This is a genomic window from Sulfitobacter aestuarii, from assembly GCF_042685005.1.
In the GTDB taxonomy this organism is placed as follows: Bacteria; Pseudomonadota; Alphaproteobacteria; order Rhodobacterales; family Rhodobacteraceae; genus Sulfitobacter; species Sulfitobacter aestuarii.
This window is the reverse complement of sequence record NZ_JBHUMP010000010.1, coordinates 12,375-32,270: the sequence shown is the minus strand read 5'-3', so window position 1 is coordinate 32,270 and position 19,896 is coordinate 12,375. Positions and strand designations below refer to the sequence as shown.

The 19,896-nt window shown below is 65.9% G+C and carries 22 protein-coding genes; 4 read left to right on the top strand and 18 right to left on the bottom strand.

What is annotated here, in order from left to right:
• Window positions 1–10: 10 nt before the first annotated feature.
• The 10 genes from ACFSUD_RS12195 to ACFSUD_RS12150 form a co-directional block, all read right to left on the bottom strand.
• A complete protein-coding gene (locus tag ACFSUD_RS12195) occupies window positions 11–979 on the bottom strand; it encodes an ABC transporter permease (RefSeq protein ID WP_386374802.1) in 969 nt (322 codons plus the stop codon).
• Window positions 979–2,109 carry an ABC transporter permease gene (locus ACFSUD_RS12190; RefSeq protein WP_386374800.1) on the bottom strand — a complete coding sequence of 377 codons (1,131 nt, stop codon included), beginning with the start codon at window positions 2,107–2,109 and terminating at the stop codon, window positions 979–981. Before ACFSUD_RS12190 ends, ACFSUD_RS12195 begins: the two co-directional genes overlap by 1 nt.
• A 3-nt stretch (window positions 2,110–2,112) precedes the next feature.
• Window positions 2,113–3,741 carry an ABC transporter ATP-binding protein gene (locus tag ACFSUD_RS12185; protein WP_386374798.1) on the bottom strand — a complete coding sequence of 543 codons (1,629 nt, stop codon included), beginning with the start codon at window positions 3,739–3,741 and terminating at the stop codon, window positions 2,113–2,115.
• Window positions 3,742–3,743: 2 nt separating this feature from the next.
• On the bottom strand, window positions 3,744–4,739 hold the full coding sequence (locus tag ACFSUD_RS12180; protein WP_386374796.1) for a BMP family lipoprotein: 996 nt from the start codon (window positions 4,737–4,739) through the stop codon (window positions 3,744–3,746).
• Window positions 4,740–4,851: 112 nt separating this feature from the next.
• Complete coding sequence (locus tag ACFSUD_RS12175; protein WP_386374794.1) at window positions 4,852–5,307, bottom strand: GNAT family N-acetyltransferase; 456 nt, start codon at window positions 5,305–5,307, stop codon at window positions 4,852–4,854.
• The gene (tsaB, locus tag ACFSUD_RS12170; protein WP_386374792.1) at window positions 5,304–5,915 is read right to left on the bottom strand and encodes a tRNA (adenosine(37)-N6)-threonylcarbamoyltransferase complex dimerization subunit type 1 TsaB; all 612 of its coding nucleotides are present in this window, start codon (window positions 5,913–5,915) and stop codon (window positions 5,304–5,306) included. Before tsaB ends, ACFSUD_RS12175 begins: the two co-directional genes overlap by 4 nt.
• Window positions 5,908–6,468, bottom strand: coding sequence for a NifU family protein (locus tag ACFSUD_RS12165; protein WP_386374790.1), 561 nt, complete (start codon window positions 6,466–6,468; stop codon window positions 5,908–5,910). The genes tsaB and ACFSUD_RS12165 overlap by 8 nt, the downstream gene beginning before the upstream one ends.
• A gap of 141 nt (window positions 6,469–6,609) precedes the next feature.
• Complete coding sequence (locus tag ACFSUD_RS12160; RefSeq protein WP_386374788.1) at window positions 6,610–7,068, bottom strand: universal stress protein; 459 nt, start codon at window positions 7,066–7,068, stop codon at window positions 6,610–6,612.
• A 138-nt stretch (window positions 7,069–7,206) separates the two neighbouring features.
• Entirely contained in the window at window positions 7,207–8,085 is an 879-nt protein-coding gene (locus tag ACFSUD_RS12155) for a branched-chain amino acid aminotransferase (protein ID WP_386374786.1), read from the bottom strand.
• Window positions 8,086–8,117: 32 nt separating this feature from the next.
• Window positions 8,118–8,348 (bottom strand): hypothetical protein, encoded by a 231-nt coding sequence (locus ACFSUD_RS12150; RefSeq protein ID WP_386374784.1) that lies wholly within the window; start codon window positions 8,346–8,348, stop codon window positions 8,118–8,120.
• Window positions 8,349–8,594: 246 nt separating this feature from the next.
• Here ACFSUD_RS12150 and ACFSUD_RS12145 point away from each other — a divergent pair, with 246 nt between their 5' ends.
• Both ACFSUD_RS12145 and ACFSUD_RS12140 read left to right on the top strand, forming a co-directional pair.
• On the top strand, window positions 8,595–9,338 hold the full coding sequence (locus ACFSUD_RS12145; RefSeq protein WP_386374997.1) for a M48 family metalloprotease: 744 nt from the start codon (window positions 8,595–8,597) through the stop codon (window positions 9,336–9,338).
• A 4-nt stretch (window positions 9,339–9,342) separates the two neighbouring features.
• Window positions 9,343–9,711: a YigZ family protein gene (locus tag ACFSUD_RS12140; RefSeq protein ID WP_386374782.1), complete on the top strand. Its 369-nt coding sequence runs from the start codon at window positions 9,343–9,345 to the stop codon at window positions 9,709–9,711.
• A gap of 19 nt (window positions 9,712–9,730) precedes the next feature.
• Here ACFSUD_RS12140 and trhA read toward each other — a convergent pair whose 3' ends face one another.
• The 3 genes from trhA to rimO form a co-directional block, all read right to left on the bottom strand.
• Complete coding sequence (trhA, locus tag ACFSUD_RS12135; RefSeq protein WP_386374780.1) at window positions 9,731–10,381, bottom strand: PAQR family membrane homeostasis protein TrhA; 651 nt, start codon at window positions 10,379–10,381, stop codon at window positions 9,731–9,733.
• Window positions 10,382–10,597: 216 nt separating this feature from the next.
• On the bottom strand, window positions 10,598–10,945 hold the full coding sequence (locus ACFSUD_RS12130) for a hypothetical protein (RefSeq protein WP_386374778.1): 348 nt from the start codon (window positions 10,943–10,945) through the stop codon (window positions 10,598–10,600).
• A gap of 120 nt (window positions 10,946–11,065) precedes the next feature.
• Entirely contained in the window at window positions 11,066–12,442 is a 1,377-nt protein-coding gene (rimO, locus tag ACFSUD_RS12125) for a 30S ribosomal protein S12 methylthiotransferase RimO (protein ID WP_386374776.1), read from the bottom strand.
• Window positions 12,443–12,507: 65 nt separating this feature from the next.
• On the opposite strand from rimO, the gene ACFSUD_RS12120 reads away from it, so the two are divergent.
• Window positions 12,508–14,535, top strand: coding sequence for an AsmA family protein (locus ACFSUD_RS12120; RefSeq protein WP_386374774.1), 2,028 nt, complete (start codon window positions 12,508–12,510; stop codon window positions 14,533–14,535).
• A 109-nt stretch (window positions 14,536–14,644) separates the two neighbouring features.
• Window positions 14,645–15,877, top strand: a complete 1,233-nt coding sequence (trpB, locus tag ACFSUD_RS12115) for a tryptophan synthase subunit beta (RefSeq protein ID WP_386374772.1) — start codon at window positions 14,645–14,647, stop codon at window positions 15,875–15,877.
• An 88-nt stretch (window positions 15,878–15,965) separates the two neighbouring features.
• Here trpB and ACFSUD_RS12110 read toward each other — a convergent pair whose 3' ends face one another.
• The 5 genes from ACFSUD_RS12110 to ACFSUD_RS12090 all read right to left on the bottom strand — a co-directional run bounded on the left by ACFSUD_RS12110 (window position 15,966) and on the right by ACFSUD_RS12090 (window position 19,875).
• A complete protein-coding gene (locus ACFSUD_RS12110; protein ID WP_386374770.1) occupies window positions 15,966–16,370 on the bottom strand; it encodes a DUF2237 family protein in 405 nt (134 codons plus the stop codon).
• Between the two features lie 86 nt (window positions 16,371–16,456).
• Window positions 16,457–17,167 (bottom strand): aminoacyl-tRNA hydrolase, encoded by a 711-nt coding sequence (gene pth / locus ACFSUD_RS12105; protein WP_386374768.1) that lies wholly within the window; start codon window positions 17,165–17,167, stop codon window positions 16,457–16,459.
• Between the two features lie 109 nt (window positions 17,168–17,276).
• Window positions 17,277–17,936, bottom strand: coding sequence for a 50S ribosomal protein L25/general stress protein Ctc (locus tag ACFSUD_RS12100; RefSeq protein ID WP_386374766.1), 660 nt, complete (start codon window positions 17,934–17,936; stop codon window positions 17,277–17,279).
• Between the two features lie 126 nt (window positions 17,937–18,062).
• Window positions 18,063–18,689, bottom strand: a complete 627-nt coding sequence (locus tag ACFSUD_RS12095; protein WP_386374764.1) for a hypothetical protein — start codon at window positions 18,687–18,689, stop codon at window positions 18,063–18,065.
• Window positions 18,690–18,708: 19 nt separating this feature from the next.
• Window positions 18,709–19,875: an alpha-hydroxy acid oxidase gene (locus ACFSUD_RS12090; protein WP_386374762.1), complete on the bottom strand. Its 1,167-nt coding sequence runs from the start codon at window positions 19,873–19,875 to the stop codon at window positions 18,709–18,711.
• Window positions 19,876–19,896: the final 21 nt, after the last annotated feature.

Below are 19,896 nucleotides of genomic sequence, written 5' to 3'. Positions count from 1 at the left end.
TGCGAAAGCCCTAGCGTTCCTTCACATAGGGCTGTCCGCCCGCGCGCGGGGGGATCGCCTTGCCGACGAAACCGGCGAGGATGATCACGGTCATCACATAGGGCAGCGCGCCGAGCAGCTGGCCCTGCACCTTCATGCCGGTAAGCGCGGTGATCACGTCGGGGCGGGTTTCGAGCGCGCCGAAGAGGCCGAAGAGCAGCGTCGCCCAGAGCGCGTGCCAGGGCCGCCACTTGGCGAAGATCAGCGCCGCCAGCGCGATGAAGCCGCGTCCGGCGGACATGTCCTTGACGAAACCGGCCTGCAGCGCGGTGCTGAGATAGGCGCCCGCCAGACCGCAGAGCACCCCGGCGATGGCCACCGCCGCATAGCGCAGGCCGACTACCGAGACGCCGGCGGTATCGACCGCGGCCGGGTTCTCGCCCACCGCGCGCAGGCGCAGGCCGAAGCGGGTGCGGAACAGCACCCACCAGGTCAGCGGCACCGTGGCGAAGGCGATATAGACCAGGATCGGATGGCCGGAGATCAGGTCGGCATAGAGCGGGCCGATGACCGGCAGCGGGGCGATGGTCTCGGCGAAGGGCAGGGTAATCGCCTCGAACCGGGCGCCGCCGAAGAGCGAGGGCGTGCGGCCGCCCTGGGCGAACCAGTCCTGCGCGATCAGCACGGTCATCCCGGCGGCGAGGAAATTGATCGCGACGCCGGAGATCAGCTGGTTGCCGCGGAAGGTGATCGAGGCGACGCCGTGGATTGCCGAGAGGGTCATCGAGGCGGCGATCCCGGCCAGCAGGCCGAGCCAGACCGAACCGCTGAGCGAGGCCACCGCGGCGGAGAAGAAGGCCGCCGCCAGCATCTTGCCCTCGAGCCCGATGTCGAAGATCCCGGCCCGTTCGGAGAACAGCCCGGCGAGACAGGCGAGCAGCAGCGGCGTGGCGAGGCGCACGGTGCTGTCAAGCAGCTGGATGAGGGTCGTGTAATCCATTATTCGGCAGGCTCCACCGGTTTGCGCTCGGGCTTGGGGTCGCGGGCGCGGCGCAGGGTGAGGAAGATCCGCTCCAGCGGCATCCGCACCATGTTGTCGAGCGCCCCGGTGAACAGGATCACCAGCGCCTGAATGACCACGATCAGCTCGCGCGGGATGCTGGTCCAAAGCGCCAGCTCGGCGCCGCCCTGATAGAGGAAGCCGAAGAGGATCGCCGAGAGGAACACGCCGAAAGGATGCGAGCGCCCCATCAGCGCCACGGCGATGCCGATGAAGCCGGCGCCTTCGGTGGCGTTGAGCACCAGCCGTTCGGCCTCGCCCATCACGTTGTTGATCGCCATCATCCCGGCCAGCCCGCCGGAGATGAGCATCGCGATCATGGTGATCCGCACCGGCGAGATCCCGGCATATTTCGCGGCGCTGTCGGAAAAGCCGTAGGCGCGGATCTGATAGCCCAGACGGCTGCGCCAGATCAGCAGCCAGAGCAGCAGGCAGGCGGCGATGGCGACGAGGAAGGAGACATTGGCCGGGGCGGCCTTGGAAAAGCCGATGCCGATGGGCGCGAGCAGGTCATGCAGGGTCGGCAGGTTGGTGGCGTCGGGAAAGCGCGCAGTAGCCGGGTCCATGCTGCCCTTGGGGCGCATCAGGTTCACCAGCACGTAGTTGAGCAGCGCTGCCGCGATGAAATTGAACATGATCGTGGTGATCACGATATGGCTGCCGCGCCTGGCCTGCAGCCAGGCCGGGATTGCCGCCCAGGCCGCGCCGAACAGGGCCGCGCCGACAGTGGCGCCGAGCAGCGCCAGCGACCAATGCGGCCAGGGGATATAGAGACAGGCCAGCGCCACGCCGAGCCCGCCGAGCATCGCCTGACCCTCGCCGCCGATATTGAACAGCCGCGCGTGAAAGGCGATGGAGACCGCGAGCCCGGTGAAGATGAAATTGGTCGCGTAATAGAGCGTGTAGCCCCAGCCATAGGTGGAGCCGAGCGCGCCCTGAACCATCAGCTTGACCGCCGCGACCGGGTCTTCGCCGATGCCGAGAATGACCAGCGCCGAGATGAAGGCGGCGAGCAGCAGCGAAATCAGCGGCACCAGCACGACTTCGGCCCATTTCGGCATCACGTCCATGGGTCAGACCTCCTTATGCGCATCGCCATGCACATGCGCCAGATTTGCTTCGACCTCGTCGAGATCATGGGCATGATCGGTGTCGGTGATCCCGGCCATCAGCAGGCCAAGCTCCTTCTCGTCGGTCTGATCGGGCAGGCGTTCGCCCATGATCCGGCCGTCGAACATCACGGCGACGCGGTCCGACAGCGCCAGGATCTCTTCGAGCTCGACCGAGACGAGCAGGATCGCCTTGCCCTGATCGCGCAGCGCGACGATCTGTTGATGGATGAATTCGATGGCGCCGATATCGACGCCGCGGGTCGGCTGGCCGATCAGCAGAAGGTCGGGATTGCGCTCGATCTCGCGGGCCAGCACGATTTTCTGCTGATTGCCGCCGGAGAAATTCTTCGCCGCCAGTTTCGGGTTCGGCGGGCGCACGTCGAACCGTTCCATCTTGGCGGCGGTATCGGCGCGGATCGCCGCGTTGTCCATCAGCGGTCCATGGCGATAGGCCGGATCGTGATGATAGCCGAAGGCGGTGTTTTCCCAAGCCGCATATTCCATGATCAGCCCTTCGCGCTGGCGGTCTTCCGGCACATGGGCGATGCCCTGCGCGCGGCGTGACTGGCCGTCGGCGCGCTGTCCCGACAGGGCCAGTGCCTCGCCGTTCAGCAGCACCTCGCCGCGGGCGTCGCGGTAGCCGCCGAGCACTTCGAGCAGTTCGGACTGGCCGTTGCCCGCGACCCCGGCGATGCCGAGGATCTCCCCGGCGCGCACGTCAAGGTCGATGCCGCGCAGCCGTTCGACCTTCTTGTCATCGACGACCCGCAGGCCGCGGGCCCTGAGCACGACCTTGCCGGGGGCGGCGGATTTCTTGTCGACCCGCAGCAGTACCTTGCGCCCGACCATCAGCTCGGCAAGCTCGGCCGGGGTGGTCTCTTCGGTCCTGACCGTGGCGGTCATCTGACCGCGGCGCATGACGCTGACGGTGTCGGTGGTCTCCATGATCTCGCGCAGCTTGTGGGTGATCAGGATGATCGTCTTGCCCTCCGAGCGCAGCCGCCCCAGGATGCGGAAGAGCTGGTCGGCCTCGGCCGGGGTCAGCACGCCGGTCGGCTCGTCGAGGATCAGGATATCGGCCTGCCGGTAGAGGGCCTTGAGGATCTCGACACGCTGCTGCATCCCGACGCCGATGTCCTGCACCAGCGCGTCGGGCTCGACATTGAGCCCGTAATCCTTGGCCAGTTCGATCAGGCTCTTGCGGGCCTTGGCGAGCGAGGGGCGCAGCAGCCCGCCGTCCTCGGCCCCGAGGATGATGTTCTCCAGCACGGTGAAATTCTCGACCAGTTTGAAATGCTGGAACACCATGCCGATTCCGGCGGCGATGGCGGCCTGGCTGTCGGGGATGTCGGTCTTGCGTCCGGCAATGAATATCTCGCCCCGGTCGGCCTTGTAGAACCCGTAGAGGATCGACATCAGCGTCGATTTCCCCGCACCGTTCTCGCCGATGATCCCGTGGATCGTGCCGGGCATGACGCGCAGGGAAATGTCCTTGTTGGCCTGAACCGGTCCAAAGGCCTTGGAAATGCCCTTGAGCTCGATCGCGGGAGCAGCCCTGTCGGGCTGCTCCCTGTCATCGCGCGGTGTCATGCTCAGAAGCTCAGCGCCGGGCAGCTGTCATCGGCCATGTAATCATGCACTTGCAGCGATCCATCGGCGATCTTGGCGGCGGCGGCATCGACCTCGGCCTTCATCTCCTCGGTGATCAGCTCGGCGTTATGCTCATCGAGTGCATAGCCGACACCCTCGTTGGCCACGCCCATGACCTGCACGCCTTTTTCCAGGCCGGTGCCCTCGGACATCGCGTCATAGACGGCGTTATCGACCCGCTTGGTCATCGAGGTCAGCACCTTGCCGGGGTGCAGATGGTTCTGGTTGCTGTCCACGCCGATGGACAGGATCCCCTCGTCCGCGGCGGTCTGCAGCACGCCGACACCGGTGCCGCCCGCCGCGGCATAGACCACGTCGGCGCCCTGGGAGATCTGCGCCTTGGTCAGCTCGGACCCCTTCACCGGGTCGTTCCAGGCGGCCGGGGTGGTGCCGGTCATGTTGGCGATCACCTTGGCGTCGGGGTTCACGGCCTTCACGCCCTCGGCATAGCCGCAGGCGAATTTGCGGATCAGCGGGATGTCCATGCCGCCGATGAAGCCGACGGTGCCGCTTTCAGAGGCCTGCGCGGCCAGCATGCCGACGAGATAGGAGCCTTCATGTTCGTTGAACACGACCGAGCGCACATTGGGCTCTTCGACAACCATGTCGATGATCACGAAATCGGTATCCGGGTAATCGCCCGCGACCTGGCCGAGCGCGTCGCCGAAGGCGAAGCCGGTCATCACGATCGGGTTGGCGCCGGATTCGGCGAAGCGGCGCAGGGCCTGTTCGCGCTGCGCTTCGGATTGCAGCTCGATTTCGCGGAAGCTCTCGCCGGTCTCCTCGGACCAGCGCTGCGCACCGTTGAACGCGGCTTCGTTGAAGCTCTTGTCGAACTTGCCCCCGAGATCGAAGATCAGCGCCGGCTCGGCCCAGGCGGCACCCGTGCCGAGGGCGACAGCAGCGGCGGCGCCAAGGAATTTGCTCATTAGATTCATCAGATCTCTCCCGGTATTGAAATGTTGGGGCGCGGCTTTTTGCTGCCGCTGCCCGGGTCTTGCAGGTGATCTCGCGATCAGATGCAATTTAGGGCTCAGCGGTGCGCTAGCGTCAACCGCTTTCTAGCCGGATTCCGTCCGTTCGGCCCGGCTGACCAGAGGTAAGCCGACGGTGCAGGACCAGCGCATCGACATCTGCGGTCCCAACACGGCGGTAATATCCGCGTCGCGTGGCGATGGTCTCGAAACCGCAGGATGCGTAGAGCCCGATCGCGGCTGCATTGTCTGCGGCAACCTCGAGAAAGGCGGTTTCGGCGCGTCCCGGGAGCGCAGCGAGCCAGTCGGCGAGCAGCATCCGGGCGATGCCGCGGCGTTGGTGGGCGGGATGCACGGCGAGGGTCAGCAACTCGCTCTCTCCGGCCAGTATCCGGGTCAGGGCAAAGCCGTGCTGATGGGGAAATACCCTGACAAAGGGGCTGTCGCCGAGCGCGGCGAATTCCCCGGCGCTCCAGGGGCGTTCCTGCAGAAAGGCGGCGGCATGGAGCTCGGCCATGTCGGCGGGTGTCACGGCAGGATCACCGGCGGCGCGTCGCGCGCCGGGGCGGCATCGGCGGGGCGCAGGTAGAGCGGTGCCGGACGTTCGGGCGCATCGAGATAGCGGTCGGCTGCAAGGCGCGCGATGGCCTCGGCCAGCGGCAGGGCAGGGGCACGCCCGCCGGTACCGATCAACGGGCCGTCGAAATCAGGCAGGCTGTCGAGCGCCACGACCCGAGGTTCGTCAAGATGTGAATTGCCGAAACCCTGCAGATAGACCTGATCCCGGCGCGCATCGACGGCACAGGCGCAGGGCCCCTCGGTGCCGAACCGCAAGGCGTCGAAGATCGGGATGCCGACCGCCGGGATGCCGAGCCCGAGCGCCAGACCGCGCGCCGCCGAAACCGCGATGCGGATGCCGGTGAAATTGCCCGGCCCAGTGCCGACGCCGAGCGCGTCGAGCCGGTCATAGCTGACAGCGGCGCTGGCCAGCAGTTCTTCGCAGAGCACCAGCAGCCGTTCGGCCTGGCCGCGGGCCATCGGTTCCTCGGCGCTGGCGATGATTTCGTCACCCGACAGCAAAGCGGCCGCGCAATGCGCGGCCGATGTGTCAAAGCCAAGGACCAGCGGCGCGTCAGGCAACCGGACGCACCTCGGTGACTTCGGGAATATAATGGCGCAGCAGGTTCTCGATGCCCATCTTCAGCGTCAGGGTCGAGGAGGGGCAACCCGCGCAGGCGCCCTGCATGTGCAGATAGACCACGCCACGCTCGAAACCGTGGAAGGTGATGTCGCCGCCGTCCTGGGCCACGGCCGGGCGCACCCGGCTGTCGAGCAATTCCTTGATCTGGTTGACGATCTCGCTGTCGGCACCCTCGTGGGCGGCATGGCCCGAGGCGGCCTCGTGGCCGCTCGCCATCACCGGTTGGCCGGATTGGAAATGCTCCATGATGGCGCCGAGCAGGGCCGGTTTGATATGGTCCCATTCGACCGCATCGGCCTTGGTCACGGTGACGAAATCGGTGCCGAAGAACACGCCTGTCACGCCATCGACCGCATAGAGGCGGGTGGCGAGCGGCGAGGCGCTGGCGGAGTCTGCATTCGGGAAATCGGCCGTGCCCATCTCCAGCACGGTCTGTCCGGGCAGGAACTTCAGCGTCGCGGGGTTGGGGGTGGATTCGGTCTGGATGAACATGGCAGCTTCCTCGGTAGGGGTGCTCCAGATATGCGGGCGCGGCGGCGGCAAGTCAAGGATTGGAATGATTCTAAACTGTGGCCACCTTGCTGCCTCCCCCGTCGCCGCCCGTCTTGCGGCCGCCAGAAACCGCGGTGCGGTTCAGGTGATCGCTTCGAGCCGTTCCTTGCTGAGATGGCCGGGCACGATGGTGATCGGCACTGCCAGCAAGCCGGCATTGCGCGACAATTGCGTGACCAGCGGTCCCGGTCCCTTCTTCTTGTCCGAACTCGCGCCGAGCACCAGAACCCCGATCTCGGGATCGTCGGTGAGCTGCTGGAGGATCTCGTCGGCCGGTTCGCCTTCGCGGATCACCAGCTCGGGATCGACGCCCTGCTTGTCGCGCATCCATTTGGCGAAGACCTCGAAATGCACCTCGATCCGCTCGCGGGCTTCCTCGCGCATCACCTCGCCGACGCCGATCCAGTGGTTGAATTCATCGGGTGGGATGACCGACAGCACGGTCACTCCGCCGCCGGTATGGGCGGCACGCAGCGCGGCAAAGCGCATCGCGTTGAGACATTCGCTGCTGTCATCGAGAACCACCAGAAATTTACGCATCTTGATCTCCGTTCGGCGCCCTCCCGGGCAGCGCGATCATGGCGCGGGGGGCGCTTTCATGCAATTGCGTTCTGCGCCTGATCCCGCGTGCTGCGGCAGCGTGACATTATCGCAGCCGCATGGCGGCCGCGCCGAGGCTCAGGCGCGTTCCGAGGCGGCCCAGTCCCAATACATCTCGCGCACCCGACGGGTGATCGGATTGCCATTGGCGGTGATCTCGTATTGCGTCTCGTCAAAGGCGCTGACCGGGGTGACCTTCATCATGTTGCCCGACAGGAACACCTCGTCGGCCGCGTGGAAATCCTCGAAGCCCAGCACGGTCTCATGCACCGCGATCCCGGCGTCGCGCATGTTGCGCATATGCCGCGCGCGGGTGATCCCGGCGAGGAAGGTGCCGTTGGGGATCGGGGTGAAGACCTCGCCGTCGCGCACCATGAAGACATTGGCCGAGGCGCTTTCCGCGACATTGCCCATCGCATCGGCGACCAGTGCGTTGCCGAAGCCCTTGGCCCGCGCCTCGACCATCATGCGCGCGTTGTTGGGATAAAGACAGCCGGCCTTGGCGTTGACCACGTTGTCCTCCAGCACCGGGCGGCGGAAACGGGTGCGGGTCAGGGTCGTGGCGGCCTCGGGCGGGGCCATCGGAATCTGCTCCAGCGAGATCGCGAAGCCGGTGGCATTCTCGCGCGGCACGATGCCGAGCTCGTCGCCCTCCAGCGCCCAGTACATCGGCCGGATATAGACCGCCGCCTCGCGCGGGTAGCTCTCTAACCCTTCGCGCACCATCTCGATCATGTCGGTTGTTTGCACCGTCGGGGTGATCATCAGCGCCTTTGCCGATCGGTTGATGCGGGCGCAATGCGCCTCGAGGTCCGGGGTCAGCCCGTCGAACAGCCGCGCCCCGTCGAACACGGTGGTGCCGAGCCAGGCGCCATGATCGGCGGCGTTGATGACGGAGACGTCGCCGTCATGCCACCGGCCGTTGAAATAGGTCTTGATATGCGTGCCGGTGGCCATCTGCTGTCCTGTCTGAAAAAGTTCCTGGGGGGTCAGGGAGCGCTGCGGTAGGTGCCTTCCGGCAGGTTCAGTGCCGCCGCCAGATCGCGTAGCTGTTCTGGCGAGAAGGAAATCCTGTTTACCTTGTCGGTGCGCGGATCCCATTGCTCGACGGTGATCTCGCTCTCGAAGGCCTGCACGGTGACATCCTCGCGTTGCGGGGCATCGCCCTCGTCGATCAGGGTGATGATCGTGGCGTCGAATTCGTGCTCGATGGTAAACATGATCTCACATTATGCTTTCGGCGGATCATTGCAAGTGGTCGTCTGAAAGTCCGCGCGGCGGGGGTGGTCCCGTGCAACGGCCATGCTAGAACAAGGCGGAGGTGCACGTCGCAAGAGGTTGATAAACCGCCCGCAACGGTGAAAGGTGACGCATGCCCGTGAGAGAACAGAGTTTGTGACAGGAGGCCGGGACGAAGCCCCGGAAATTGCCTACGTGAACTGCACGTCGAGAGGACCTTGCCGATGATGATGAAAGCCGCCGGCGCGATTGCCGCGATGGTGCTGTTGAGTGCCTGTGAAGTGACTACCTATTCCGGCCCGGTCGGGCCCGCGCCCGGCCCGGCGCCGCGCGCGCCCGCCCCGGTGGCGAGCGCGTCGGACCGCCCCGGAAGCATGTCCACCGCGCAGGCGGCGCGGACCTTTGCCCAGGTCGTGCGCACCGTGGAACCGGTGGCCGAGCGTGAATGCCGGGCCCGCACCCGCGGGGTGAACTGCGATTTCAACATCGTCGTCGATGACCGGCCCGGCCAGCCCGCCAATGCCTATCAGACGCTGGACAAGGCCGGACGCCCGGTGATCGCCTTCACGCTGGGGCTGATCTCGGATGCGCGCAATGCCGACGAACTGGCCTTCGTCATGGGCCACGAGGCGGCGCATCATATCGCCGGACACATCGGCCGCCAGCAGCAGAACGCGGTGGCGGGCGCGGTGATCTTCGGCGGTCTGGCGGCCCTGACGGGGGGCAACAATTCCGCCGTGGAGAGCGCGCAGCGGCTCGGCGCACAGGTGGGCGCGCGCAGCTATTCGAAGAATTTCGAGCTCGAGGCGGATGGTCTGGGCACGATCATCACCGCGCGCGCCGGTTACAATCCTTTGCGCGGCGCCGAGTTCTTCGCGCGCATTCCCGATCCGGGCGACCGTTTCCTCGGCACCCATCCGCCCAATGCCCAGCGGCTCGACACGGTGCGCCGGACCATGGCCGGGCTCTGACCCGGTGGCGCCGCTGCGAGAGCTCAGGCGACTCGGGATCGTGCTCAACGACCGGGGATCGAAATACGCGGTCTCCGGTTGCCCGGTCGCCAGCCGGGCCGAGATCGACGCCGCGTTGAAGGCGCTCAAACGCGACAAATCCTACGCCAAGGCGACCCACAACACCTGGGCGGCGCTGCTGTCGGACAGCGGACCACTGAAGGGTGACGACGGGGAGGCCGGCGCCGGGATGGTGATCATCCGTATGCTGGAGCGCGAGGCGCTGCAGGATCATCTCGTGATCGTCACCCGCTGGTTCGGCGGCAAGCATCTGGGCGGCGACAGGTTCCGCCATGTCCAGAGCTGCGTGCGCGATTATCTCGACGCGATCTGAGCGGAGCAGGGCGCTTGGGTCAGAGGCCCGGCACCTGTAGCCCATGCGCGGAAAGGCTGAGGTGGATCGCGGCGAAGAACAGCACCGAGGCGAGCAGCACGAAGACATGCCAGATCGCGTTCTGATAGCGCATCCCGTCGCGCGCATAGACGATCGTGCCCAGCGAGTAGAGCGCACCGCCAAGGGCGATCAGCGCCAGCGCGGCGCCCGGCAGGTTCTGCCACATCGGATAGACCAGCAGCACGCTGAGCCAGCCCATGCCGAGATAGAGCGCGAGAGAGCCGCGCGCATCGGTACGCCAGAACCACAGCTTGGCCAGCGCCCCGCAGGCCGCCAGCGCCCAGACGACGCCGAGGATGGCATAGGCAAATCCGGTGCCGATCAGCATGACCAGCGGCGTATAGGTGCCGGCGATCTTGAAATAGATCGCGGCGTGATCGACCCGTCCGAGCGCGGGACGGATCCTCTCGAAGGGCAGCAGGTGATAGATCGCCGAAGCGGCGAAGGCGAAGACCATGCAGGCGGCATAGAGCGCCGTCGGCAGGACCGGCAGCGACAGGTCCGCCGCCATGGTGAGCAGGACCAGCGCCGCCGGGATCGCGAAGGCGAGCCCGATGAGATGCACCGCTGCATCGGCGAGGGTTTCGGCGGGCGAGGTCGGATAGGCCATGAGTTCAAGATAGCACGGTGGCGGCAGGCGACAGGGGTGACTTGGCGTCAGCGCTGTGGGGGTTGATGGAGTGATTTTGCGGGTGATGGGTGCGAGCGCCCATCCTACGGGCTCGGAAACGATGACTTTGCCCATTCCGACGTTGTGGGATGGGTGATCCCACCCATCAAACCCCAACCTCAAAATGCCCCAGACGCTAAATACCCCCACCCATCTTCACGGCTTGTTCCCGTCAATCCACCGCGACATCATCACCTTGTCCCGAAAACATTCCTGCGGGATCGCGCGTCGTTTGATCCTTGCGATACGTTCGGCGAAAGCAACCTGTTTGGCCGAGGGATAGGCCGAAAACGGTCCCTCCGGCGCCTTATGTGCTTCGATCCAGCGCGACAGGGCGGCCCGGTCCTCGGTCAGCGCATCGGGGAGCGCCGCGCCGGATTTACGGGCCAGGGCCCGGGCGTAATGCAATTGCTTATCGGTGGCCGGTCGCGGCGGCGTCGCGGTGACCGGGGCGGCACCCTCTGCGGGGCTGAAGATGCCGGGAAACTGCGGTTGGTAGGACATGATATATTCCTCCTGCTGCTCTGAGATAAATCTAGAACATAAGTGGAACAAATCAAGGGTCGGCGTGCCGCGCGCCGTTCGCGAGCGGTGTCTCGCGTGGCCTCAGCCGCCGGGTGCGCCCTAGGCCAGCCGCCCCCAAAGATCGTATTCGCCTGCTTCCTCGACCTCGACCGGCAGGATATCACCGACCGAGAGGTCTTCGAAATCCTCGTCGATGAACAGGTTACCGTCGATCTCCGGCGCATCGGCCTTTGTGCGGCAGGTCGCGGCCTGATCGTCGATTTCATCGACGATGACCTCGATCACCTGCCCGACCTTGGCCGCCAACTTGGCCTCGGAAATGGCCTGCGCCTTTTCCATGAACCGTTCCCAGCGTTCCTGCTTGACCTCCGGGGCGACATGATCGGGCAGCGCGTTGGAGCGCGCCCCGGCGACGTTCTCATATTGAAAACAGCCGACCCGGTCGAGCTGCGCCTCATCAAGCCAGTCGAGCAGGGTCTGGAACTCGGCCTCGGTCTCGCCGGGATAGCCGACGATGAAGGTCGAGCGCAGGGTCAGGTCCGGGCAGATGTCGCGCCAGGCCGCAATCTCGTCGAGCGTGCGCGCGGCCGCCGCGGGGCGGGCCATGCGTTTGAGTACATCGGGATGCGCATGCTGGAACGGAATGTCGAGATAGGGCAACAGGCCGCTTGCCGGATCGGCCATCAGCGGGATCATCTGGCGCACATGCGGATAGGGGTAGATGTAATGCAACCGCACCCAAGCGCCAAGCGATCCGAGATCGCGGGCCAGATCGGTGATATGGGCACGATGGCCGCGATCCTCGGCATGTTTGATGTCCACGCCATAGGCCGAGGTGTCCTGGCTGATCACCAAGAGCTCCCTGACGCCGCTGCTCACCAGCTTCTCGGCCTCGCGCAGCACCGCATGGGCCGGGCGGCTTTGCAACCGTCCGCGCATGTCGGGGATGATGCAGAACTTGCACTTGTGATTGCAGCCCTCGGCTATCTTCAGATAGCTGTAATGGCGCGGGGTCAGCGAGACGCCCGAGGCGGGCAGCAGGTCGATGAAGGGATCGGGGCTCGGCGGCACTACCTCATGCACTGCATCGAGCACCTGTTCGTATTGATGCGGGCCGGTCACCGCGAGGATCTTTGGGTGATGCTCGCGGATGTAATCGGGCTCGGCGCCGAGACAGCCGGTGACGATCACCTTGCCGTTCTCCTTCAGCGCCTCGCCGATCGCATCGAGGCTTTCGGCCTTGGCGCTGTCAAGAAACCCGCAGGTATTGACGATCACCGCATCGGCACCTTGATAATCCGGCGAAACGCCATAGCCTTCGGCCCTGAGCCGGGTCAGGATGCGTTCGCTGTCCACCAGCGCCTTGGGGCAGCCGAGCGAGACCATGCCGATGCTCGGCTGGCCGGGGCGGGCAGGGTTGCTGAATTTCGCCTGCGGGGCGAGGTCGGGGCGCAGATCGGGTGGGTTTGTGCTCATGGACTGCGCTATACGGCAAGCCGGGGCGCTGGGAAAGAGCCGAGCAGAGGGGCAGGAGTACGGGAATGAAATGGATCAAGTGGATCGTCGGCGGCTTGTTGCTGATCCCGGTGCTGGCGCTGGTGGCGCTGCTGCTGGTGCCCTCCGAGCGTATCGCGCGGCTCGCCGTCGCACGTCTCGGCGAAGCCACGGGCCGCGAGGTGAGTCTTTCCGGGGATGTCGAGCTGAGCCTCTTTCCGGTACTGGGGCTCAGTGCCGGGGGGCTGGAGATCGCCGATGCCGATTGGGCCGGGGAGGGCGCGATGCTGTCGAGCGCGCGGACCGAGATCGGGCTCGATGCGCTGGCGCTGCTGGGCGGGGAAATCCGCATAACCCATATCGAGGCGCTGAGCCCGACGCTGCGGCTCGAACAGCGCAAGGACGGGCGTGCTAATTGGCGGTTCATCGAGGGCGCGGGCGACACCGCGGCCGGGGGCAGCGAGACCGGGCAGGGCGGCCGAGCGCTGAGCATCGAGCGGCTGCAGCTCACCAACGCGACGCTGGTCTATGCGCGGGAGGGCGAGGCGGCGATGCGGATCGACGGGGTCGATCTGGCCATGGACTGGCCCGAGCCGCAGGGACCGGCGACGCTCACCGCCGCGCTGCGTCCGGCCGGGTCGCCGGTGACGCTGGACGTGGATGTGGAAAATTTCGCCTCGTTCCTTGACGGCAAGCTGGAACGGCTGGAAGCGCGGCTGACGGGACCAGGGGGCGCGCTGTCGCTCGGCGGGCGGGCGACGTTGCAGGGCGCGCTGGCGGGGAACCTGGCGTTTGAAGCCGACGATCTGCAGGCTTTCGCCACCGGGCTCGGAGCCGCGCCGGGTACCTTGCCGCCCTGGCTCGGCCGGACGGGAGATATCAAGGCGCAGATGACATTGACCGATGACGGCGATCTGGCCCTGCGCGATCTGGTGGCGGATATCGGCGGCAACGTGCTGCGCGGTACGTTCGACAGCAGTTTCGGAGCGACGCCGAAGATCGCGGCGAAGCTGCAGGCCGGGGCGCTGGATTTCTCCGCTCTCGCGACAGCGCCGTCGCGGGGTGGCGAAGCCGCTACCGATGAACAGCGCAGCGAGGGCTGGCCGCGCGAGGATATCGACGCTGCCCTGCTGGCCGCCTTTGACGGGGATATCGAATTGCAGGCCGAGAGCATCCGCCTCGGCGCGCTCGAATTAGGCGCAACCAAGGTGGCGCTGCGCAACGAGCGGGCGCGGATGGTCTTCGATCTGCAGGAGGTGGCGGCCTATGGCGGGTCGCTGACTGGTGAATTCGTGATGAACAACCGCCGCGGATTGTCGGTCGGCGGGGATCTGCGGGCGCGCGGGGTGGAGATGAACCCGCTGCTCGAAGCGCTTTTCGGGGTGACGCGGTTCAGCGGCAGCGGCGATGCGCGTCTGTCCTTCCTCGGCTCGGGACAGAACGTCGAGGCGATCATGAATTCGCTCAGCGGATCGGGCTCCTTCGAGGCCGGGCGCGGGACCATAAAGGGGATCGACCTCGACGCGCTGCTCGGCTCGGTCGATGTGAAGGGCGGCAGCACGGTGTTCGACTCGCTGGCCGGGAGCTTTGCCATCGAGAACGGGGTGTTGCGCAACGATGACCTCTTGCTGACCCTGCCGAATCTCAATGCCACAGGGCGGGGCGAGATCGGGCTGGGCGCGCGGGAGATCGACTACACGGTGATCCCCCGGGCGCTGCGGGTCAATTCGGGGCGCGGCCTGGCGATCCCGGTGCGGATCGCCGGGCCCTGGGCGGACCCGAAGATTCGCCCCGATGTGAAGGGGGCGCTCGATCTGAACCTGTCCGAGCAGAAGAAACGCCGGGCCGAGAAGGCGCGCCGCGAGCTGGAAGACGCATTGCGCGAGCAGATGGGCGAACCGGTCGAGGCACCCGCCGAGGCGCTGGAGGCGCCCCTGCCCGCCGAACCCGCCGCGCCACAGCAGCCGCAGCCGGTGCCGCAGCCGCAGCCAGTACCGGAACGCTCGCTCGAGGACATTCTGAAGGACGAGATCCAGGACCGTCTGGCGCGCGAATTGCTGAAGATCTTCGATTGACCGAATGCAGCGCCGCGGGGAAGGCCGGAATCTCCGGTTCCCCGCGGGGAATACTTGTCCCGGCGCGGACGGGGCGATAGGGAAGACAGGCGCAGATCAGGAGAGCCTCATGGCCAACGAGTTATTCAACAGCTTTATGACCGGACCCGACGAGAACGGCCGTTTCGGCGATTTCGGCGGGCGTTTCGTGTCCGAAACGCTGATGCCGCTGATCCTGGAGCTGCAGGAGGAATACGAGAAGGCCAAGACCGACGACAGTTTCTGGGCGGAGATGGAGGATCTCTGGACCCATTACGTCGGCCGCCCCAGCCCGCTCTACTTCGCCGAGCGGCTGACCGAGCATCTCGGCGGGGCCAAGGTCTATATGAAGCGCGACGAGCTCAACCATACCGGCGCGCACAAGATCAACAACGTGCTCGGGCAGATCATCCTGGCCCGGCGCATGGGCAAGAAGCGCATCATCGCCGAGACCGGCGCGGGCCAGCACGGCGTCGCCACCGCGACGGTCTGTGCCAAGTTCGGGCTGCAATGCGTGGTTTACATGGGCGCGCATGATGTCGAGCGCCAGGCGCCCAACGTCTTCCGCATGCGGCTGCTCGGGGCCGAGGTGATCCCGGTGACCTCCGGGCGCGGCACGCTGAAGGACGCGATGAACGATGCGCTGCGCGACTGGGTGACCAATGTGCGCGACACGTTCTATTGCATCGGCACGGTGGCCGGGCCGCATCCCTATCCGGCGATGGTGCGCGATTTCCAGAGCATCATCGGCAAGGAAGTGCGCGAGCAGATGAATGCCGCAGAGGGGCGGCTGCCCGATACGGTGATCGCGGCGATCGGCGGTGGATCGAATGCCATGGGATTGTTCTTCCCCTTCCTCGATGACAAGGACGTCAACATCATCGGCGTCGAGGCCGGGGGCAAGGGCGTCAACGCCAAGATGGAACATTGCGCCTCGCTGACCGGCGGGCGGCCCGGCGTGCTGCATGGCAACCGGACCTATCTGCTGCAGGATGACGACGGGCAGATCCTCGAAGGCTTCTCGATCTCGGCGGGGCTCGATTATCCGGGCATCGGACCGGAACATGCCTGGCTGCACGAGATCGGCCGCGCCAAATATGTCGCGATCACCGATGTCGAGGCGCTGGAGGCGTTCCAGCTTTCCTGCAAGCTCGAGGGTATCATCCCGGCACTGGAGCCGAGCCATGCGCTGGCCCATGTGATGAAGATCGCCCCGGAGCTGCCCAGGGATCACATCATCTGCATGAACATGTGCGGGCGCGGCGACAAGGATATCTTCACCGTCGCCAAGGCGCTGGGTTTTGAAATGGGCGAATTCGGCTGACCGGCGGACGCGTGTGCGGGGCAGGGGGTGGAGTGGGGGCCGGCCCCCACGCCCCCGGAGTTTTCAGGGCATAAAGAAAAGTACCCACTCAGCGCCCCTGGTCGCTCCGCGAATCCTCTCCGCCGTCATGGGCATGGGCTATCAGCGTTTCCAGCGGGATGATGGCCAGGGCGCGGCGGTGGGTGGCGGCGAGATCGACACGCGGCGCGCAGTCTTCGTCGGCCGCCTGCAGGAAACGGCCTGCGCAGAGGCACCAGGAATCGCCGGGTTTCAGCCCGTCGAACTGCAGCTCTGGGCGCGGGGTGCTGAGGTCGTTGCCGACATATTTCGAATAGGCGAGGAATTCTGCGGTCATGATGGCGCAGACGGTGTGGCTGCCCTGATCGGCGGCGCAGGTGTTGCAATGGCCGTCGCGGAAGAAACCGGTCACCGGATCGAGACCGCAGATCTGCAGCGGGCCGTTCAGCACGTTGATCGGGGCGTCTGGTTCCATGTCTACCTCATTGGTTCGGCCGGGCGCACGCGGGCCACGGGGTAAGTATAGGTCTCCTGTCCGCGGAAGCAAAATGCCGGTCGGGCCTAGCGGAACCGGTCCGCGAGCTTCTGCAGGGCGGAACGATTGTCGGGCTCCTCGCTGTCTGCCGGGGGCGGCGGCGGTGTCCTGGCGGGCTGCTTGGACGACGCGATGCCAGTACGGTTGCCGTTGCCAGTACCGGAACGGGGCGGGGCGACGCGCAGGGCCACGGCGTTCATGAAACGCCCCGTATCGCCTTCGGCGAGGTAGGGCGCGCCGTCGCTGATGCCGCGCAGTACATCGTCGAGCCAGTCGGCATCCGCCTTGGCGAAGTCGCGCAGCACGTAGCCCGGCACCGCGTCTTTATGGCCGGGATGGCCGACGCCGAGGCGCACCCGGTCATAATCCGGGCCGATATGGGCATGGATCGAGCGCAGGCCGTTATGCCCGGCATGGCCGCCGCCGGTCTTGCATTTGACCTTGCCGGGCGCGAGGTCGATCTCGTCGTGGAGCACGATCACATCGGCGGGTTCGAGCTTGTGGAACTGCATCGCCGCCTGCACCGACTGGCCGGAATTGTTCATGAAGGTCTCGGGCTTCAGCAGGAGCGCGCGGGCGGCGCCGAAACGCCCTTCGCTGATCGCGCCGAGATGCTTGCCCTTCCAAGGAGTAAAACCGTGATCCGAGGCGATCCGGTCGAGGGCCATGAAGCCGATATTATGGCGGTTCCGGGCATATTTGGCACCCGGGTTGCCGAGGCCGACGATCAGTTTCATGGCATACTCCTGCTTCTGGGGCGCGAGCATAGCAAGCCCGGACTGTGAACGAAATACGGGGCCGCAGATGCGACCCCGTGAACAAGCGCCGGAATGGCGGGCTTGTCGATCATTCGCCGTCGGGCGGACCCATTTCGGTGGTCGGCACTTCGTCCGCCGCGGTATCTTCCTCTTCCTCGTCGTCCGACTGAGAAGCCAAGCCGGAGGGGGCGGAGATCTGCGCGATCACGAAGTCGCGGTCGATCGTCGGCTTGGCGCCTTCCGGCAGCTTGACCGAGGAGATCGTCAGGTTGTCGCCGATCTGCATTTCCGACACGTCGATGGTGATGCTCTGGGGAATGTCCGCCGCGGTCACGACCAGTTCGACTTCGGGGCGGATCAGGGTCAGCACGCCGCCCTTCTTCAGGCCCGGGGATACCTCTTCGCCTTCCACTTCGACGTGGATGAACAGGTTGACCTTGGTGGTGCGCTTCAGGCGCATCAGGTCGACATGGGTCGGCAGGTCCTTCACCACGTGGCGCTGCACGTCGCGGCAGATCACGCGGACGTCTTCATGGCCTTCGACCTTGAGGTTGAACAGGGTCGATTTGAAGCGACCAGCCCGCAGGCGCGTCAGCAGGGTGTTGAAATCCAGGTTGATCGGCAGCGGCTCCTTGTCGCCACCGAAAACGATACCAGGGGTCTTGCCATCGCGGCGTGCTTGACGAGCGGCGCCCTTGCCTGTCCCCGTCCGGACCTCGGCTTCAAGATCGGGAATCTCTCCGGCCATTGTAATCTCCAATATGTTAGGGCGGACATCCTCCAAGGCTGTATGTCCGCGTGAAGCCGCGCGTATAGACGGGATCGGGGCAGGTGAAAAGGGCAAATCGGCAGTGTGGGCGGGGCGATCCGCGGTTCAGCCCCGCTGCGGAATATGCAGATACCCGCCCGCGGCGCGCAGCCGGTCGTAAAGCGCGAATTCCGCCGCCCGGGCTTCGCGCAGTTCCGCCTCGACCGACGGCGACAGCGACGCGGCGATTTCCGGGGAGACATTGCGCTGTTTCAGCTCGATGGGCCCTGACAGCCGTTCTTCGAGAAAGGAACGGAAGGCGGGCTGTGCGTCATGGGCGAAGAGGTGATCGACCAGCGGGATGCCTTCGTGTGACGTCAGGAAGGCGAATTGGCTGCCGATCCGGGCGGCGGCGGGGGGCGCGGGGGCGATCACCGCGCGCACGAAATCATCAAAGCTCATGTGGCTGGTGCTGACCTCGGCCACGCCGCGGCGCGCCGCGGTGCTGCGGTAGCGGTACCAGCTGCGAATCTGCGTGACCGGGTCGCGCATCACGGCGCAGGTTTCGGGCCGGGCATTGAAGGTCTGCTCGAGAAAGGGCGCGATGCGGGCGTGATAGCGCTGCGCGGTGATGTGTTTGCGACCCCTGGCGAAGACGATCTCGGCGCGCGGGCGCAGTGCCATCTCGACGGCGGTGGTGCCGGTCTTGGGGGTGGCGAGGAACGTCAGTTCGTGGCGCAGGAAGATCAGCATTGCGTCTGCCGAGCCCGGGTCAGCCCTGCCAATCCCCGGAGAAATGCCGGGGGATCAGGAGGTTATGTCGTCCGAGATTTTGCACGCGGGTCTCGCCGCAAAGGGCCATGGTGGTGTCGAGTTCCTTGTGGATCACCTGAAGCGCGGCGGTCACGCCCGCCTCGCCCATGGCGCCCAGGCCGTAGACAAAGGCGCGGCCCACATAGGTGCCCTTTGCGCCGAGGGCGAGCGCCTTGAGCACGTCCTGGCCGGAGCGGATGCCGCTGTCGAGATGCACTTCGATCCTGTCGCCCACGGCATCGAGGATCGCGGGCAGGGCGCGGATCGCGCTCAGCGCGCCGTCGAGCTGGCGACCGCCGTGGTTGCTGACGATGATCGCATCGGCGCCGACATCGAGCGCCTTCACCGCGTCCTCGGCATCGAGGATGCCCTTGAGGATCACCTTGCCGCCCCACATGCGGATGAGCTCGCGCACTCGGTCCCAGTCGAGCGCCTGATCGAAGGCTTCCTCGGTCCAGCTCGACAGCGACGAAGGGTCGGAGACGCCCTTGGCGTGACCGATGACATTGCCGAAGAATCGCCGCTTGGTGCCGAGCATGCCAAGGCCCCAGCGCGGCTTGGTCATCATGTTGGCGATGGATTTCGCGGTCAGCTTGGGCGGGGCGGAGAGGCCGTTCTTGATGTCCTTGTGGCGCTGGCCGCCGATCTGCAGATCGAGCGTGATGACGATGGCGCTGCATCCGGCGGCGCGGGCGCGGTCGAACAGGCGCTGCATGAAATCGTTATCGGTCAGCGTGTAGACCTGCAGCCAGAAGGGGCGGCTCGTATGTTCGGCCACGTCCTCGATCGAGCAGATCGACAGGGTCGAGAGGGTGAAGGGCACGCCGAATGTCTCGGCCGCGCGGGCGGCCTTGATCTCTCCGTCCGCGTGCTGCATCCCGGTCAGACCGACGGGGGCCAGCGCCACCGGCATCGCCACGTCCCCGCCGATCATCCGCGAGGCGGTGCTGCGGTTCGTCATGTCCACGGCGACACGCTGGCGCAGGCGGATCTCGGCGAAATCGGTGGAATTGTCGCGGAAGGTCTGTTCGCTCCAGCTGCCGGTCTCGGCGTAATCGTAGAACATCTTGGGCACGCGGCGCCGGTAGATGCGTTTGAGATCGTCGATATTGGTGATGACGGGCATGGGGCTACTCGGATTTGGAAT